General features: G+C 57.7%; 17 protein-coding genes and 1 other annotated feature. Of the genes, 8 read left to right on the top strand and 9 right to left on the bottom strand.

All coding sequences use genetic code 11. The annotated features are described in order from the left end of the window. Window positions 1–187: 187 nt before the first annotated feature. The 6 genes from atpG to ACKXF9_RS13170 all read right to left on the bottom strand — a co-directional run bounded on the left by atpG (window position 188) and on the right by ACKXF9_RS13170 (window position 5,223). A complete protein-coding gene (atpG, locus tag ACKXF9_RS13195; RefSeq protein ID WP_339396150.1) occupies window positions 188–1,066 on the bottom strand; it encodes an ATP synthase F1 subunit gamma in 879 nt (292 codons plus the stop codon). After that, window positions 1,053–2,807 carry a F0F1 ATP synthase subunit alpha gene (atpA, locus tag ACKXF9_RS13190; protein ID WP_418266497.1) on the bottom strand — a complete coding sequence of 585 codons (1,755 nt, stop codon included), beginning with the start codon at window positions 2,805–2,807 and terminating at the stop codon, window positions 1,053–1,055. The genes atpG and atpA overlap by 14 nt, the downstream gene beginning before the upstream one ends. Then, complete coding sequence (locus ACKXF9_RS13185) at window positions 2,797–3,288, bottom strand: ATP synthase F0 subunit B (RefSeq protein ID WP_005944489.1); 492 nt, start codon at window positions 3,286–3,288, stop codon at window positions 2,797–2,799. Before ACKXF9_RS13185 ends, atpA begins: the two co-directional genes overlap by 11 nt. A 15-nt stretch (window positions 3,289–3,303) precedes the next feature. Next, complete coding sequence (atpE, locus tag ACKXF9_RS13180) at window positions 3,304–3,531, bottom strand: ATP synthase F0 subunit C (protein ID WP_005944490.1); 228 nt, start codon at window positions 3,529–3,531, stop codon at window positions 3,304–3,306. Between the two features lie 39 nt (window positions 3,532–3,570). Next, window positions 3,571–4,254 (bottom strand): F0F1 ATP synthase subunit A, encoded by a 684-nt coding sequence (locus ACKXF9_RS13175; protein WP_154259084.1) that lies wholly within the window; start codon window positions 4,252–4,254, stop codon window positions 3,571–3,573. A 504-nt stretch (window positions 4,255–4,758) separates the two neighbouring features. Beyond that, the gene (locus ACKXF9_RS13170) at window positions 4,759–5,223 is read right to left on the bottom strand and encodes a DUF2798 domain-containing protein (protein WP_418266496.1); all 465 of its coding nucleotides are present in this window, start codon (window positions 5,221–5,223) and stop codon (window positions 4,759–4,761) included. A 1,144-nt stretch (window positions 5,224–6,367) separates the two neighbouring features. Between ACKXF9_RS13170 and ACKXF9_RS13165 the strand changes: the two genes are divergently transcribed. From ACKXF9_RS13165 to ACKXF9_RS13130, 8 genes are all read left to right on the top strand, one after another. Then, window positions 6,368–6,685 (top strand): hypothetical protein, encoded by a 318-nt coding sequence (locus ACKXF9_RS13165; RefSeq protein WP_418266495.1) that lies wholly within the window; start codon window positions 6,368–6,370, stop codon window positions 6,683–6,685. A gap of 19 nt (window positions 6,686–6,704) precedes the next feature. Continuing rightward, the gene (locus ACKXF9_RS13160; protein WP_418266494.1) at window positions 6,705–7,016 is read left to right on the top strand and encodes a hypothetical protein; all 312 of its coding nucleotides are present in this window, start codon (window positions 6,705–6,707) and stop codon (window positions 7,014–7,016) included. 9 nt (window positions 7,017–7,025) lie between these two features. Further along, window positions 7,026–7,247, top strand: coding sequence for a hypothetical protein (locus ACKXF9_RS13155; RefSeq protein ID WP_418266493.1), 222 nt, complete (start codon window positions 7,026–7,028; stop codon window positions 7,245–7,247). Between the two features lie 74 nt (window positions 7,248–7,321). After that, a complete protein-coding gene (locus ACKXF9_RS13150; RefSeq protein ID WP_291014973.1) occupies window positions 7,322–7,624 on the top strand; it encodes a Dabb family protein in 303 nt (100 codons plus the stop codon). A gap of 45 nt (window positions 7,625–7,669) precedes the next feature. Continuing rightward, window positions 7,670–7,911 (top strand) — a binding site (T-box leader). A gap of 69 nt (window positions 7,912–7,980) precedes the next feature. Further along, on the top strand, window positions 7,981–9,978 hold the full coding sequence (gene metG, locus ACKXF9_RS13145; protein WP_418266492.1) for a methionine--tRNA ligase: 1,998 nt from the start codon (window positions 7,981–7,983) through the stop codon (window positions 9,976–9,978). Window positions 9,979–9,984: 6 nt separating this feature from the next. Beyond that, window positions 9,985–10,947 (top strand): DMT family transporter, encoded by a 963-nt coding sequence (locus ACKXF9_RS13140; protein WP_418266491.1) that lies wholly within the window; start codon window positions 9,985–9,987, stop codon window positions 10,945–10,947. Continuing rightward, window positions 10,944–11,759 (top strand): TatD family hydrolase, encoded by an 816-nt coding sequence (locus ACKXF9_RS13135; RefSeq protein ID WP_418266490.1) that lies wholly within the window; start codon window positions 10,944–10,946, stop codon window positions 11,757–11,759. Before ACKXF9_RS13140 ends, ACKXF9_RS13135 begins: the two co-directional genes overlap by 4 nt. Before the next feature lie 88 nt (window positions 11,760–11,847). Next, complete coding sequence (locus tag ACKXF9_RS13130; RefSeq protein WP_005944505.1) at window positions 11,848–12,081, top strand: hypothetical protein; 234 nt, start codon at window positions 11,848–11,850, stop codon at window positions 12,079–12,081. Window positions 12,082–12,229: 148 nt separating this feature from the next. On the opposite strand, the gene ACKXF9_RS13125 is transcribed toward ACKXF9_RS13130, so the two are convergent. The 3 genes from ACKXF9_RS13125 to ACKXF9_RS13115 form a co-directional block, all read right to left on the bottom strand. Further along, window positions 12,230–13,042, bottom strand: coding sequence for an ATP-binding cassette domain-containing protein (locus tag ACKXF9_RS13125; protein WP_165852891.1), 813 nt, complete (start codon window positions 13,040–13,042; stop codon window positions 12,230–12,232). Between the two features lie 7 nt (window positions 13,043–13,049). Continuing rightward, entirely contained in the window at window positions 13,050–13,994 is a 945-nt protein-coding gene (locus tag ACKXF9_RS13120; RefSeq protein ID WP_339396142.1) for an ABC transporter permease, read from the bottom strand. A gap of 177 nt (window positions 13,995–14,171) precedes the next feature. Beyond that, window positions 14,172–15,257: an ABC transporter substrate-binding protein gene (locus tag ACKXF9_RS13115; RefSeq protein ID WP_418266489.1), complete on the bottom strand. Its 1,086-nt coding sequence runs from the start codon at window positions 15,255–15,257 to the stop codon at window positions 14,172–14,174. Window positions 15,258–15,443 lie beyond the last annotated feature (186 nt).

The following is a 15,443-nucleotide window of genomic DNA, read 5'->3' as shown; positions in this document are numbered from 1 at the left end:
TAGCATCCTTGCCCTCTCCGTCAGCGCCTGCGCGCTGCCACATTCCCCACTCTGTCGCTATTGCGACATCTCTCCCCGGCCGGGGAGAGTCTTTCCTCAAAGTGGGAGACCTTGGCAGTCCACGCAAGAACTCCGGGTCTGCCAAAGGCTTTCCCTTTGCGCAAAGCCGTCCGGAAGGGCAGGTATCTTATTCCCGGTCCTGCACGGCAGCCGCACCGCCGATGATCTCGGTGATCTCCTGTGTAATGGAGCCCTGACGGGTGCGGTTGTATTCCAGCTGCAGCTCCCGGATCATATCGTTGGCGTTCTTGGTGGCGGAATCCATGGCGGTCATACGGGCGCTCTGCTCTGCGCAGAAGCTCTCGGTCATGGCACCAAAGATCATGCCGTGCATATAAATGGGCGCGATTTGTTCAAACACCGTCCATGCAGACGGGAACATCTCCACATCGCCCTTCGGATCGCCCAGACCCTTGGGGGCAGGCTGCAGATGGGCGCGGTCCAGCGGAAGCAGACGCACCATGGTGGGCTCGCTGGTCAATGCATTCTCGATGCGGGTATAGATGAGATAGATCTCATCCAGCTTGCCGGTCTTGAAATCATCGATGGCGTCCATCGTGATATCGCGGGCGCGCTGCAACGTGGGCTCCGTGGCGCCGTAGTGGAAATCCTCCACCAGCCGCGGGTCCTTGTGGTACAGCGCGCGGTAGCCGGTCTGGCCGATCACATAGAACCGGTCATTCTCATCCGCATTTTCCTTGAGGAACTTGATGATGTTCTGGTTGTAAGCGCCTGCCATGCCCTTATCTGCCGTCAGCACGATGTAAGCGCGCTTGGGGTTTGCGATGTTGCGTTCGTGGAAGAACGGATGCACCGGCTCTTCCGGCAGGTGGGGCACCACGCGGGAAATGGTATCGCGCATACGGTTGAAGTAGGGCGATACATTCTGGTAGTTCTTACGTGCCTTGCGCAGCTTGGACGAGGAGATCAGGTACATGGCGTTCGTGATCTTCATGGTGTCCTGAATGCTCTCGATGCGCTCCTTCAGCAGCTTACTGGACGGCATGGCTGTCGCCTCCCGCATAAGCTTTCCAGGCGTTCAGGATGGCATCGACCATTTCAGGTTCCAGCTTGCCGGTGGCGGTGATCTTATCCATCGTACCGGACACATCCGCGCGGAACTGACGCACAAATGCGGAAGTTTTGGTGCGCAGCTCGGCAGTGGGCAGTTCGTCCAGCACACCGTGGGAAGCCAGCACCAGCGTGACCACCTGCTCGGCGTCGGACTTGGGCTGATACAGCGGCTGCTTGAGCATTTCCATCAGAGCCTTGCCGTGATCCAGCTGGCGGCGGGTTTCCGCGTCCAGATCCGAGCTGAACTGCGCAAAGGACTCCATATCCTTGTACTGTGCCAGCTCGATACGCAGGTTGGCGTTGGCCTTCTTCATGGCCTTGGTCTGGGCAGCGCCGCCCACACGGGACACCGACAGGCCCACATTGACGGCCGGGCGGTTGCCTGCATTGAACAGGGCGCTCTCGAGGAAGATCTGACCATCGGTGATGGAAATGACATTGGTGGGGATGTAGGCCGAAACGTCGCCTGCCTGCGTCTCAACGATGGGCAGTGCGGTGATGGAACCGCCGCCCAGATCGTCGCGCATCCGGCAGGAGCGCTCCAGCAGACGGGAGTGCAGATAGAACACGTCGCCGGGGTAAGCCTCACGGCCCGGAGAGCGGCGCAGCAGCAGAGAAATGGCACGGTAGGCCACTGCATGCTTGGACAGATCGTCGTAAACGATCAGCACGCTCTTGCCCTGACTCATGAAGTACTCGGCCAGTGCGGTACCGGCATAGGGTGCGATGTACTGCAGGGGAGCAGAGTCCGAAGCAGTAGCCGCCACGATGGTGGTGTAGCTCATGGCACCGTGCTTCTGCAGATCGCCTGCCACGCGGGCAATGGAAGAAGCCTTCTGGCCGATGGCCACATAAATGCACAGCACACCGGTGTTCTTCTGGTTCAGGATGGCATCCGTGGCGATGGAGGTCTTGCCGGTCTGGCGGTCGCCGATGATCAGCTCACGCTGGCCGCGGCCGATGGGGAACATGGAATCGATGGCGAGGATGCCGGTGTGGAGCGGGGTATCCACGCTCTGACGCTCCAGAATACCGGGGGCCTGCTTTTCGATGGGGTTGTAGCCCACAGCTTCAATGGGGCCCTTGCCATCGATGGGCTCGCCCAGCGGGCTGATGACACGGCCCAGGAAGGCATCGCCCACCGGGATACCGGCACGCTTGCCGCTGCGGGTCACCATGGTGCCCACGCCGACGGTCTCAGCTCCGTCGAACAGCATGATGCCCAGCTGTTCGGGGTCCACGCTCTCCACCATGCCCTTGGCACCGTTGTCGAAGGTGACGATCTCGCCGTACACGGCGCGGTTCATGCCCTCGACGTGCACGATGCCGTCGGCAGAGGAGATGACCACGCCGCCCTCGGCAGAGGTCTCGGCGGGCTTGTAGTCCTCAATGCGGGTCTTGAGGGTAGCCAGCGAGGGCTTGCCCTCCATCATCTTGTCCAGCTGATGACGGCCGGAGTTATCGAACACACGGTCGCCCACCTGCAGGACATAGCCGGACAGCAGGCTCTCGTCCACCGTCACGTTCAGGATGACATCGGTGGCGTCATACAGCTTGCGGACCTCGGCGCGGACCCGGTTCAGCTCCTCTTCCCGGGGCTTGCGGGCGCTGCGCAGCTCGGCCTTGACGATGCGGTTGTCCGCAAAAAATTCACGACTGAATTCAGTTGCCATTGCCTGCACCTGCTTTCTCCAGCAGATCGTCCAGCAGACGTGCGTCGTCCTGGGCGGTCAGATTGCGGGCCAGCAGCTTCTCGCACATCGCACGGGCCAGTGCCGTGGTCTGGGCATCGGCTTCCCGCAGCTTGCTCTGGCGTTCGGCCTCGGCGCTCGCCTTGCCGGCGGCCACGATGGCGTCTGCCTGCTTGCGGGCATCTGCCAGCAGCTGCTGCTTTTCGACCTCAGCCTGCTTTTCGTAGGCTTCGCGGCGGGCAGCGGCCTCATTGTCCACATTGCGCAGTTTTTCCTGTGCGGCGTTCATGGTCTCTGCGGCTTCCTTCTTGGAGGTCTCCGCATCGGCCAGGTTTGCGTCCACCATCTGCTGGCGCTTTGCGATCACGTCCTGAACAGGCTTGAACAGGAACTTGCGCAGCACCGCATACATGACGAGGACGTTCACGACGGTCCACAGCAGGTTAATATCCAACTTCAGCATTCGTCTGCGCCTCCGTTACTGACCCAGGAACAGGATGATCAGCAGTGCAACGACGAAGCCGAAAATTGCAGTACCTTCTGCCAGAGCAGCGCCCAGCAGCAGGTTGGTCTGGATCTTGCCGGATGCCTCGGGCTGACGGGAGATTGCCTCCGTTGCCTTACCCGTTGCGATGCCGATGCCGATACCGCCGCCAATGCCGGTCAGCGCTGCAATGCCAGCGCCCAGAGCAATCAAACCATTCATAGTAATAATCTCCTTTTAAATTCAGTAAATATCAATGGATCAGTCTTCTCCGCCCATGGTCTCTTTCATGAACAGTGAAGTCAGGAACACGAACACGTAGGTCTGGATCAGACCGTCGAACAGGTCAAAATACAGGCTGAACACCGCCGGGACGAACACGGGCACCACGAGCTTGATCAGCTCCATGATGACGAATGCACCCAGCACGTTGCCGAACAGTCGCATGCAGAGGCTGGTGGGGCGGATGGCGATCTCGAGGATGTTCATAGGGGTCATGACCGGCGTGGGGGCAGACAGACTCTTGAGGAAGCCCACGCCGCCGCGTGCCCGGATGCCGGCACCCTCGATCAGGACGATGCTCATCAGCGCCAGCGCTGCGGTCACATCCAGATCCTTTGTGGGGGGCTTGACGCCGAACACGCCGATCAGGTTGCTGAAGGCGATGTAGATGGCCACGGTCATCAGGTAAGGCACATAGCGCCTGCCCTTTTCGCCCAGCAGACCTTCAAAGAAATTGGTGCCTGCGAGGTAGGCCATTTCCAGCACGGCCTGACGCTTGCTGATGTGGTCCACCTTCAGGTTTCTGGTAAGCAGGATCGAGCCGATGGTGACGATGGCCAGGATCACCCAGCTGATGACCACGGATTCCGGGATCTGCAGCGGGCCGACCTTGACGTATTCGACGGTCAGCTCTTCCATCAATGCTTTGGTCAGATTATTCAATTGTTTTTCCTCCTTCCTGAAGAATAGGGTTCCGGGGGTAAGACCGCCGCACCGCCCCGGCGGCGCAGCGTCCTTCTTATCGCTCGAAGAAAAGGCGCAGCTTTGTGAAAAAAGCAAGGAAGGCGTTCGGCTTTGTCCGGTCACGCCCTCCCTCCTGCACGGATCACTTCGTCTTTTTTCGTTGTGTATGATAGTACGATTGACGAAAATTGGCAAGTGGCTTTGTGCACATTCTACATTTTAGGTGGTTCTACTGCATTGATATATAAAAAAAGTTGTGCATCTTGTCCAACAAAACGCTCTTCGCATGTACTTTTTCCACAAATTTCTTAGCCAATTCTTAGGTTCCAATGGCTTTTTCAGGGCATTCCGGGAAATATTTCCATCAAAAATGCCCCATTGTACATGCTTTATATGCCCGATATATAAAATTCGTATAGGTGTCTCGTCCGGTATTACACCCGCTCCTATACATATTTATTATAACTGCATATCTAAAATCTGTCAGTCCGTCTGCTTTTCGCCCCGGCGGAACACCAGCCGGAAGATGGCACGGGTAAGCGGACCGCAGTACAGCAGCTGCCAGCACAGGGCCATGGGCATATTGCAGCCCCAGGTATGCACCCAGGTGCCAAAGCTGGGCTCTTTAAACAGCACCGTTGCGATCAGGCTCATCACCGGGCACATGATGCAGACGATCATCAGCGAGATGGCATAGGTGATGAACTGCGGACGATCGGTGGGCCGCATGAACATAAACGCCAATCCGGTGGCCAGTTTCTCCACCACGAAAAATTCCAGCACGCAGGCAATGGGAACCATGATCGGCATTTCGTGCAGAGCCATGACAAAGGTAGTATTGGTGACACCGCCTGTGTTCAGCGCCACATTGTAAACGATCATGCCATAGACCATAATGGCAGCCATGACAATGGTAAAGAAGATACGTTCCGGTAAAGTTTTAGGCATTTTGATTGTGTCTCCGTTTCTTTTGTGTGTAAATTTTTGCCGCAAAAAAGCCGCCCCGCGAAACTTTCATCTCGCGGGGCGGCGGCGACTACCATTCATTGGCACTATTTTAGCACAAATCCATCTGACGCATAATACCCTGTGGACACTTTCTCCCGTTTTGCGCAAAATCCTCCACAAACGACCCGGAACTTCTGGGCAGCTTTGCTGTGACTTCCCCGGCAGCCCTCTCCAAAGAGTACGATCGTCCGGACAGGCCGCACAGAAAGGGGCATTTTGTACGTTCCATCTGCCATTTTTCAAGAACTGCACAATTTTATGTTTTTATCCTTGTGCACTCTGCGAATAGACAAATCAATCAGGAATATGTATAATAAAGCCAGAAACCAGAGAAGTACAGCAGAAGCTCAAGAGAGAGCTACTCCCGCTGACTTGAAGCAGAAAGGAGCGAGACCGATGGTCGATATGGAACCCGCACAGTTTGGACAGGCTGTCGGGATTCGCTGAGAAGCAAAACAGAGGCTCACCACAAACGGGATGTTTCCCCCGTATAAAAACACAACAAAAATGAGCCAGTCTTGAGCATCAAAAATGCGATTACACGACAACCTGTCGATCAACTAAAACCCCAGCGATTCAAATAGATCCGCCGGAGATGATTCCTATGAAGGTATCTTTTGTACGGAGAGCATTATTTGAATAGCAAAAAGGAGTTCTACCAATGTACTAAGTAACTTGTCCCTGGCAAATCTAACTCGAAAGAATGTGGTAATATGAAATTCATCTTCAGAATCTCGGTGCCGCACTCCATCAGTTAAGAGAAGGGTCAGTCCAATGTACTAAGTAAATTCGTCCCCTTGAAATAGATTCTCAGTTTCCAGTAGTTTCTAAGGAGAGTCACCCTATGAAACGTTTACTCCGAAAATGAGGAACCCCAAGGAGAAGAGGCTTATGACTCCGAAGAAGTAAGGATCCAGCCGGACGAGGGCTTGCAACCGCCTCGTCCGGCTGGTTTTATTTTGTGCTGTTTTCACCAACAGTCAACGCCCGATTTGTGCAAATTTTACGCAGGAAGGTTGAATACCGTCCTTGTGTTTTCACCCCTCTATGTTATAATTGTGGAAAAAGATGGGAGGTGTATTCCATGGAGTCGTTCTTTTCGTTTTCCACTCTGTTCAACCTTGTGCTGACCGTTATCTGGTTCATCTCCGGCATTCGGGATCTTCAAGGCAAAGACCCGTTCATCGATCTGCCGTTCAACCAGTATCACCGCGACCCGGAGTACCGCGCCTTCTGGCAGAAAAAGAACGGCGTGTTTTACATGCTCAACAGCATCGCCTTTCTGATCTTAGCCTTCACACCTGTTACATCGCTGATTTACCGTATCATCTTCGGCATCGCCATCGTGGGAGACCTTCTTTATCTTGTCGCTTACGAAAGCTGGAACCATAGTGCGGATTGACAGCCGGAAAGGGGTCACCATGAATTTGAATCTTTCGGGCTGGGATTGGCTGAACGCCGCGCTGGGTGTGCTGTTTTTGTACCGCGGCATCCGGGATCTGTACAATGGCACCGGCACCGGATGGAGCAGTGAGGACGAAAAGAAGCACTTCCGCAAATTTTACGGCATTGCTTCGACCATCGGCGGCGCGTTCTTGCTGGTCAACATTTTTCTGCCAAAGGTCGAACCGCTGCACTCCATTTTGATGGTGGCAGCGCTCGTGTTGTGCGTTGCCCTGCTGATCTCGTATCTGTGCTATGCCCTGAGCAGGGACGACAAAACCAAAAAGTGAGGGGTTGCTATGGAAGTCATCTGTGCGATCTTAACCGCACTTTTCGGCATCGGGTTCGGCATTTTTATGGCGCTGCAGCCGGAGGATGCCATTGCCCTGCATGACCGTGGGCGGTATACGCAGGCACCCGAACCCACGGAAGAGTACATCCGACTGACCCGGCTGGAAGGCATCGTAGTTTCGGTGCTCTGTGCCGTGCTTCTGGTGGTTCTGCTGTTCGCACCCCAATAATACTTTGCAGCTTTCCTCTTGCGGATTTTTTCTCACCCTGCTACAATGAGAAAAAACGCAGGAGGTATTTTATTATGGTCAAGCATGTGATCCTGTGGCAGCTGAAGGACGAGCTGTCCGACGCCGAAAAAGCCGCCGTCAAGGCAGGCATCAAGGAAGGGCTGGAAGGTCTGGCAGGCAAGATCCCCGGCCTTGTGGAAGTGCATGTCAACATCAACGGTCTCCCCTCTTCCACCGCCGACCTGATGCTGGACACCACCTTTGAAAGCGCCGAGGCCCTCAAGGGCTACTCCGTCCATCCCGCCCATGTGGCTGTGGCCGACAGCAAGGTGCGGCCCTACACCAAGGCGCGGTTCTGTCTGGATTACGAGATTTAATGTTGACAAACCCACCGTTTTTGCGTATTATAGACATAACAATGTAAATTGGCTGTGAAGAGAAGAGTACGCACCGTCTGCGCCTGACAGAAAGCCCGAAGGATGGAACCGGGCAGGCCGCGCGATGCCGAAGATGGTCTCGGAGCTGCGCAGGTGAAGATTGAGCCTGCGACGGGTGCGCCCGTTACCGCGCTGCGCCGTGCTTTTTTGCCCGGCAAAAGGCTGCGCCCGCAAGGGTGCGGCGAAGCAAGGTGGTACCACGAAAGTTTCAGGCTCTCGTCCTTGTCCGGCTCAGTCCGGCAGGATGAGGGCTTTTTTCGTCCCCCGCCAAATCAGGAAAGGAAGAGTATCAACCTATGAGTGAGCACAAGACATTCTACATCACCACTCCCATCTACTACCCCAGCGACAAGCTGCACATCGGCCACAGCTATACCACCGTCGCCTGCGACGCACTGGCACGCTTCAAGCGGATGCAGGGCTATGACGTCATGTTCCTGACCGGCACCGACGAGCACGGCCAGAAGATCCAGGACAAGGCTGCCGATGCCGGTGTGACCCCCAAGGAGTATGTGGACAAGATCGTAGCCACCGTCAAGGATCTGTGGAAGCTGCTGGACGTCAGCTACGACCGTTTCATCCGCACCACCGACGACTACCATATGGAGTCCTGCCAGAAGATCTTTACCAAGCTGTATGAGCAGGGCGACATCTACAAGGGCGAGTACATCGGCCACTACTGCAAGCCCTGCGAGAGCTTCTGGACCGACAGCCAGCTGGTGGACGGCAAGTGCCCGGACTGCGGCCGTGAGGTCTACGACGCCCACGAGGAAGCCTACTTCTTCAAGACCAGCAAGTATGCTGACCGCCTGCTGAAGCTCTACGAGGAGAACCCCCAGTTCATCCAGCCCGAGAGCCGCAAGAACGAGATGATTGCCTTCATCAAGCAGGGCCTGCAGGATACCTGCGTGTCCCGTACCTCGGTCAAGTGGGGCATTCCGGTGCCCTTCGACCCCAAGCACACCATGTATGTGTGGGTGGACGCCCTGAGCAACTATATCTCCGCGCTGGGCTACGGCAACGAAAAATATCACGACTACGACAAGTTCTGGCCCGCCGACCTGCACATGGTGGGCAAGGAGATCCTGCGCTTCCACACCATCCTGTGGCCTGCCATGCTGATGGCTCTGGATCTGCCCCTGCCCAAGCGGGTGTTCGGCCACGGCTGGCTGCTGATGAACGGCGGCAAGATGTCCAAGTCCGTGGGCAATGTGGTGGACCCTGTGATCCTGTGCGACCGCTACGGCGTGGACTCCATCCGCTACTTCCTGCTGCGTGAGATTCCCTTCGGCAACGATGGCATGTTCACCAACGAAGCTCTGATCAACCGTATCAACAGTGACCTTGCGAACGATCTGGGCAACCTGCTCAGCCGCACGGTCGCCATGTGCGAGAAGTATTTCGGCGGCACCGTGCACAATGTGGCCGGTACCGAGGCCATCGACACCGAGCTGGAGACCATGGTCAACGAGCTGGCCGCCAAGGTCACGGCCGACATGGACAACCTGACCATCCCGCAGGCTCTGATGGAGATCTTTGCGGTGATCCAGCGTGCCAACAAGTACATCGACGAGACCGCTCCCTGGGCACTGGCCAAGGACGAGGCCAACAAGGCCCGTCTGGAGAGCGTGCTGTACCACCTGTGCGAGGCACTGCGCGTGTGCGGCATCCTGCTGAACGCCTACCTGCCCACCACTGCCCCCAAGATGATGGAGCAGCTGGGTCTGGACGCTTCCGCTCTGGATCTGAGTAAGACCACCTACGGCGCACAGGAGACCTACACCGTGCACAAGGGCGAAGCACTGTTCCCCCGCATCGACGTGGCAAAGGAGATCGCCCATCTGAAGGAAGAGGACGAGAAGCGCAAGGCCGCTGCCGAAGCTGCCAACAAGGCCAAGGCAGAAGCAGAGAAGAAGGCTGCCGCCCCTGCCGAGGAGAGCACCGTGGACTTTACCCACGAGGAAGAGATCGATTTTGACACCTTCTGCAAGGTGGAGCTGCGCGTGGCTGAGGTGCGCGCCTGCGAGAACCTGAAGGAGAGCAAGAAGCTGCTGCACCTGACCGTGTTCGACGGCGAGCGGGAGCGCTGCATCCTTTCCGGCATTGCAAAGTGGTTCAAGCCGGAAGATCTGATTGGCAAAAAGATCGGCATCGTGTGCAATCTGGCTCCCCGCCCGATGATGAAGGGCAAGTACGTCAGCGAGGGCATGATCTTTGCTGCTGATACCGCCGACGGCGGCTGCTCCATCGCTTTCTACGGTGACGACACCCCCGTAGGCAGCCGCATCCACTGAGCCGCCATGCAGGAAAACAAAACGCTTTCCCGCGCGGAATGGCTGGATAAAATTTTCGGCACGCCGGTGTTCGCCGTGCTGCTGGCCATCTTCTGCAATGTGCTGTGGGGCTCGGCCTTTCCCTTCATCAAGCTGGGCTACCGGCTGTTCTCCATTGAGACCAGCAACACCGCGTCCATTTTCTGCTTTGCCGGTGTGCGATTCATGCTGGGCAGCTTTCTGGTGCTTCTGGGCAGTGTTCTGCTGCAGAGCCGCCTGCCCAAGTTCCCCCGCGGCAAAGTGGCAGCGGAGTGCTGTGCGCTGGGCCTGTGGCAGACCACATTTCAGTACGCCTTCTATTATATCGCTGTTGCCATGCTCACCGGTGCCTTTGGCGGCATCCTGAACAGCACCCAGAGTTTTCTGGGCGTTATCTTTGCCCACTTCATCTACGGCAACGCCGACCGCATGACCCCTGCCAAAACGCTGGGCTGTGTCGTCGGCTTTGCGGGCGTGCTCATCGGCACGCTGGGCAACCACGGCAGCGGCAGCGGCTGGGGCGTGTTCTGCATGATGACGGCCACCGTCATCTTTACCCTGTCCGGCCCGTGGAACAAATCCGTGACCAAAAAAGCAGACAGCTTTGCCGTCTGCTTCATCAACCTGTTCGTGGGCGGTCTGGCACTGTTTGTGCTGGGCGCGGTCATGGGCGGCAGTCTCCATGTGCAGAGCGCATTGGCGGTGGTGGTCATGCTGTATCTGGCCTTCATCTGCGGGGCAGGCTATGTGCTGTGGGCCCTGCTGATGAAGAACAACCCGGTCAGCCGCATTGCCATCTTTGGCTTTGTGAACCCGGTGGTCAATGTACTGCTGAGCGCCGTGCTCAACGGCGAACCGCTGTTCCGCTGGCAGTATCTGGCGGCGCTGGTGTTCGTGTGTGTGGGCATCTGGCTGGTGAACAAGGCCCCCGCCAAAAAGGAGGGCAAATGACCGGCCCCATTTTTGACACCCACGCGCACTACAGCGCCCGCGCCTTTGACGCCGACCGCTATCCCCTGCTGGACAGCCTGCCCGGCAAGGGCGTGGTGGGCGTATGTGAACAGGCCACCCACTCCGGGGATGCACCCCGGGTGCTGGAGCTGGCGCACCGCTACCCGTGGGTGGTGGCCGCCGTTGGCATCCACCCGGAAAGCCTGCTGCCCGCCGCCGACTGCGGCGAGGAAGGCCCGGCTCCTACGGTCTCGGTCTATGGCGGCGACTGGGCCGCCGAGATGCGTGCTCTGGCCCCGTATTACGAGGACACCAAGGTGGTGGCTGTGGGGGAGTGCGGGCTGGACTACCACTGGCCTGTGCCCAAGGATGCCCAGCTGGCCATGTTTGAGGCACACATCCGGCTGGCGCTGGAACTGGACAAGCCCATCATCGTGCACGACCGCAATGCGCACGCCGATGTTTACGCCCTGCTCAAAAAATACCAGCCCAAGGGCATCGTCCACTGCTATTCCGGCAGTGCCGACGATGCGGTGTGGCTGGCAAAGCAGGGACTGTTCATCGGTTTCGGCGGGGCGTGCACCTTCAAGGGTGCCAAGCGGGCGGCAAAGGCCATCAGCGCCCTGCCGCTGGAAAGCATCGTGCTGGAGACTGACTGCCCCTACATGGCACCGGAGCCGGTGCGCGGCACCCGCTGTGACAGCTCCCTCATCCGCTATGTGGGCGAGTATATCGCCCAGCTGCGGGGCATCTCTGCCGAAGAGGTGTTCCGCACCACAGCCGAAAATGCCCGCCGGGTATACGGGCTGTGATCCGTTTTTCGCAAGTTGCACAGGTTTTCCCCTGTGCTTCTGTATAAATCAACAATCAAAATCCAAACTGTTATAAGGAGAACCTACCATGAAAGCACGTATTCCGAAACACCGCGAGTTCATCATCAACTTCCCCGACAGCATCGACCAGAACAAGGCCAACGAGGGCTGGGCAAAGCTGCAGCAGATCGTTGAGGACTACAAGAAGGCCCACAACGGCGCTTCCGTCTACGCCCCCACCTTCATCGAGGACTGCGAGGCCGAGGTGAAGAAGCTGCAGGAAGAGTACGGCTTCGAGTACACGGTTGAATACGTTCAGTAATTTCTGATATTCAAAATCCCCTCTGTGTATCTGCGCAGGGGGGATTTGCTGTTTCAGGGGAAGCCGCTTTTCCCCTGCGGTGTGCCCCCTCAAAAATACAGCCCCGGCAGACTGCATGGTCTGTCGGGGCTGTGCTTTGCCATTCGGGTCACTTTTCCACTTTACTCAGCAGGATGCGGTCATTGTCCAGATTCTTGCCGGCATTCTCGCGGAACTTTTCAAGCAGGCCGTCCACGGTCATCCGGCTGCGTTCCTCGCCCTTCACGTCAAAGACGATGCGGCCGGAATCCATCATCAGGGTGCGGTTGCCCAGCTCCAATGCCTGGTGCATGTTGTGGGTGACCATCAGGCAGGTGATTTTCTTTTCGGCCACGATGCTCTTGGTCAGCTCCAGCACCTTTTCGGCGGTGGCGGGGTCCAGCGCTGCGGTGTGCTCGTCCAGCAGCAGCAGCTTGGGGGTGACCAACGTTGCCATGAGCAGGGTCAGCGCCTGCCGCTGACCGCCGGAGAGCAGTCCCACCGGCTGCTTCATCCGGTCCTCAAGGCCCATATCCAGCAGCGCCAGCTTTTCGCGGAACACTTCCTTGTCCTTGCGGGAGATGCGGGAGAAGATGGCGTGGGGCGCAGTGCCGGCACGCAGATAGGCCAGCGCAAGGTTTTCCTCAATGGTCATGTTGGGTGCGGTGCCCTTGAGCGGGTCCTGAAACAGGTGGCCGATGACCTTGCTGCGCTGGTGCTCCGGCTCAAAGGTGATATCCTGTCCACCCAGCAGGATGCTGCCCTCGTCGGCAATGAAGCCGCCGGTGATGGCGTTGAACAGGGTGGATTTGCCCGCGCCGTTGGAGCCCACGATGGTGGCAAAGTCCCCGGCTTCCATGTGCAGGCTGACGCCGTTCAGGGCCACTTTTTCATTGACCGTGCCGGGGTTGAAGGTCTTGTGCAGATCGTTCAGCTGAAGCATTTCCATCTTACTTTCCCTCCTTGCCGGTAGTCACGCGGCGGCGGCAGGCCCCATGCTTGCGCTGCTCAAAGGCGATTTTTTCCTTGATGGCCGGCATCGAAATGGCGATGGCCACGATGATGGCAGACACCAGCTTCATGGCGGCGGCTGGCACATTGAAGCGCAGGGCCACAGCCACGATAAAACGGTACAGGCAGCTGCCGAACACCACGCCGATGATGCGGCGCGGCATGGTGCGCTTGCCGAGCAATGTCTCGCCGATGATGAGGGAGGCCAGTGCGATAGTCACCATGCCGGTGCCCACATTGATATCGCAGCTCTTCTGATACTGCGCCAGCAGGCCGCCGGAGAGGGCGCACAATGCGCCGGAAACGCACAGACCCACCGTGATGGTGAAGGCCGGGTTGATGCTGGAAGCGCGCACCATGGCAGCGTTGTCACCGGTGGCGCGGATGGACAGGCCCAGCCGGGTGCCGAGGAAGCCCAGCATCGCCGCACCGGCAAGCAGGATCATGGCCAGCGCGATGGCCAGCTTATACCAGCCGCCAAGGAAGCTCAGTGAGCCCTTTGCCAGCGAGAAAACAGTGTCGGTCTTGACCAGCGACATGGTGGAGGAAAAGCCCATCACGGCCAGATTGATGGTGTAAAGGCCGGTGTTGACGATGATGCCTGCCATGATGCTCTCCACGCCAAGCCGGGTCTGCAAAAAGGCCGTGACAAAGCCGGAGCACACACCTGCCGCCATAGCTGCAACAAGTGCCAGAATGGGGTGGCCGGTCAAAGCCACCTGACAGGCTACCGCGCAGCCCAATGTGAAGCAGCCGTCGGTGGACAGGTCTGCAATGTTCAGGATGGAATAGCTCAGGAACAGTGCCAGCGCCACCAGGGCATAGATACAGCCCAGTTCCAGCGCCGTCTGTAGGACGTTGAGCGAAAAGATACTCGCCAGCATGTGTGTGCTCCTTTTATGTTTTTTGAGTGGACGATTTGAAATGGCGTCTGCGGACGCTCCGGTATGCCATTTTCACGGGAGGGTTTTATAAACAGAACCTTTCCTCAGAACCGCCAAAAGCTCCTCCTTTCGGGGGAGCTGGCAAAACCGTCAGGTTTTGACTGAGAGGGTACTTTTTTAAGAGAAGTTCTCTGCCGTGGTCACTTCCACGATCTCGGTGCAGTAGGGCTTGAAGGCCTCCTTCACGGTGTCGAGGTCCAGACCCAGTGCTTCGCAGGTCTCGGTGTTGATGGTGACGATGCCGTTGTCAAAGGTCTGGTACGGCAGATCTGCAGTGGTCTTGCCCTCGCACAGCAGTTCTGCCACCATATCGGCAGTGGCTTCGCCCAGCTGGACGTAATCCACGCCGTAGCCTACGAACGCACCGTTCAGTGCAAAGCTGTCAGCACCGGTGTAGTGCTGGACGCCTGCCTCGATGAAGGTCTCGTAGATGGACAGCTCTGCGGTCATTACGGTGTTGTCGGTGGGGGTGAACACGGCCTTGACGCCGGAAGCGATCAGGGCCTCGGCAGCCATCTGCACCTCGGCGGTGGTGGTACCGTTCTTCTCAATGTACTTGATGCCGTTGGCGTCGCAGAAGGCCTTTGCGTCTGCAATGGCTTGGGTGGAGGCATCCTGACTCAGGTCGTACAGCAGGCCGATGGTGTCAATGTCCGGGTTGACGGCAGTGATCAGCTTCATGATGGCCTCGGTGTTCAGTGCATCGGAGGTGCCGGTGATGTTCTCCTCGCCGTCAAAGCCTGCAGCGGCGGGATCGGTAACGGCAGAGTAGACAACGGGGATATCGGTATCCTCCACAGCAGCCAGCATGGTTGCGGCGGTGGGGGTAGCCACAGCCACGATCACATCCACGCCGTCCCCTACGAGGTCGGCACCGATCTGGTTCAGGTTGGACTGGTCAGCCTGTGCATTTGCGTAGTAGTCGGCGTAGTCGAAGGTAACGCCCTTCTCTGCCCCCAGCTCATCCAGACGGCTCTCCACAGATTCCACGATCTGGTTGAGGGAAGCATGATCCACATAGTTGACGATGCCCACCTTGAAGGTCTGGCCGCCCTCGGCTGCTGCGGAAGAAGCGGTGGAAGATGCAGCCACGGTGCTGGAAGCGGAGTCGCCGCAGCCGGTGAATGCCAGTGCAGAAACGGCGGAAGCAGCCATAGCGGCCTTGAGGAAGCTGCGGCGGGAGATCATGGTAACGTTTTTCATAACAGTAAACTCCTTTCCCGGAGCGGGCGGCAAAAGTAAAAGACCCGCTCCCCTTGCGGGACGGGTCTTACAAATAAAAACGACCCTGTCCCTGTGTGTTATCCACAAGGACAGGATCGGTAAAGTTCGATTCTGCGGTGCCACCTTGCTTGCCCTGCTTTGCAAACTGCAGAGCCTCTCACGGAG

The organism is Faecalibacterium sp. 9 (assembly GCF_048320955.1).
GTDB classification, from domain to species: domain Bacteria; phylum Bacillota; class Clostridia; order Oscillospirales; family Ruminococcaceae; genus Faecalibacterium; species Faecalibacterium wellingii.
This window is presented reverse-complemented; position numbering and strand designations above follow the sequence as displayed.

What these genes read in the sequence shown, in the direction of transcription:
- ACKXF9_RS13135 (WP_418266490.1), top strand. Translation starts at nt 10,944, where the DNA reads ATGACCGGCCCCATTTTTGACACCCACGCGCACTACAGCGCCCGCGCC.
- ACKXF9_RS13115 (WP_418266489.1), bottom strand. Translation starts at nt 15,257, where the DNA reads ATGAAAAACGTTACCATGATCTCCCGCCGCAGCTTCCTCAAGGCCGCT.
- ACKXF9_RS13185 (WP_005944489.1), bottom strand. Translation starts at nt 3,288, where the DNA reads ATGCTGAAGTTGGATATTAACCTGCTGTGGACCGTCGTGAACGTCCTC.
- ACKXF9_RS13165 (WP_418266495.1), top strand. Translation starts at nt 6,368, where the DNA reads ATGGAGTCGTTCTTTTCGTTTTCCACTCTGTTCAACCTTGTGCTGACC.
- metG (WP_418266492.1), top strand. Translation starts at nt 7,981, where the DNA reads ATGAGTGAGCACAAGACATTCTACATCACCACTCCCATCTACTACCCC.
- atpA (WP_418266497.1), bottom strand. Translation starts at nt 2,807, where the DNA reads ATGGCAACTGAATTCAGTCGTGAATTTTTTGCGGACAACCGCATCGTC.
- ACKXF9_RS13140 (WP_418266491.1), top strand. Translation starts at nt 9,985, where the DNA reads ATGCAGGAAAACAAAACGCTTTCCCGCGCGGAATGGCTGGATAAAATT.
- ACKXF9_RS13170 (WP_418266496.1), bottom strand. Translation starts at nt 5,223, where the DNA reads ATGCCTAAAACTTTACCGGAACGTATCTTCTTTACCATTGTCATGGCT.
- ACKXF9_RS13155 (WP_418266493.1), top strand. Translation starts at nt 7,026, where the DNA reads ATGGAAGTCATCTGTGCGATCTTAACCGCACTTTTCGGCATCGGGTTC.
- ACKXF9_RS13125 (WP_165852891.1), bottom strand. Translation starts at nt 13,042, where the DNA reads ATGCTTCAGCTGAACGATCTGCACAAGACCTTCAACCCCGGCACGGTC.
- atpG (WP_339396150.1), bottom strand. Translation starts at nt 1,066, where the DNA reads ATGCCGTCCAGTAAGCTGCTGAAGGAGCGCATCGAGAGCATTCAGGAC.
- ACKXF9_RS13120 (WP_339396142.1), bottom strand. Translation starts at nt 13,994, where the DNA reads ATGCTGGCGAGTATCTTTTCGCTCAACGTCCTACAGACGGCGCTGGAA.
- ACKXF9_RS13160 (WP_418266494.1), top strand. Translation starts at nt 6,705, where the DNA reads ATGAATTTGAATCTTTCGGGCTGGGATTGGCTGAACGCCGCGCTGGGT.
- atpE (WP_005944490.1), bottom strand. Translation starts at nt 3,531, where the DNA reads ATGAATGGTTTGATTGCTCTGGGCGCTGGCATTGCAGCGCTGACCGGC.
- ACKXF9_RS13150 (WP_291014973.1), top strand. Translation starts at nt 7,322, where the DNA reads ATGGTCAAGCATGTGATCCTGTGGCAGCTGAAGGACGAGCTGTCCGAC.
- ACKXF9_RS13130 (WP_005944505.1), top strand. Translation starts at nt 11,848, where the DNA reads ATGAAAGCACGTATTCCGAAACACCGCGAGTTCATCATCAACTTCCCC.